The sequence below is a fragment of the Bradyrhizobium cosmicum genome, assembly GCF_032290525.1.
Classification (GTDB): domain Bacteria; phylum Pseudomonadota; class Alphaproteobacteria; order Rhizobiales; family Xanthobacteraceae; genus Bradyrhizobium; species Bradyrhizobium cosmicum_A.
Genome location: NZ_JASXTA010000646.1, coordinates 1 through 232, shown reverse-complemented (window position 1 = coordinate 232; position 232 = coordinate 1). Strand labels below are relative to the sequence as shown.

General features: G+C 68.5%; 1 protein-coding gene. It reads right to left on the bottom strand.

Features of this window, described 5'->3' with window-relative positions:
• The coding region (locus tag QSV46_RS41215) for a GntR family transcriptional regulator (RefSeq protein WP_314964567.1) at positions 1–232 on the bottom strand (232 nt) is incomplete at both ends.

Below are 232 nucleotides of genomic sequence, written 5' to 3'. Positions count from 1 at the left end.
CGCCCGGAAGCATCGGCTCTCGCCCGCCCAGCCGCGAGCTTTGCCGCCAGTGCGTCGATGGCGCCTCGGACTTCGTAGAGCTGGCGGATGCGTTCGGGATCGAGCCGGATGACTTCAAAGCCGCGGCGGCCGCTTTCGGCGACGAGCCCCTGCCGATGCAGCAGATGCAGCGCATGCGACACCGGCTGGCGCGATACGCCGAGCTTCTCTGCAAGCTCGTTCTGCCGGATGC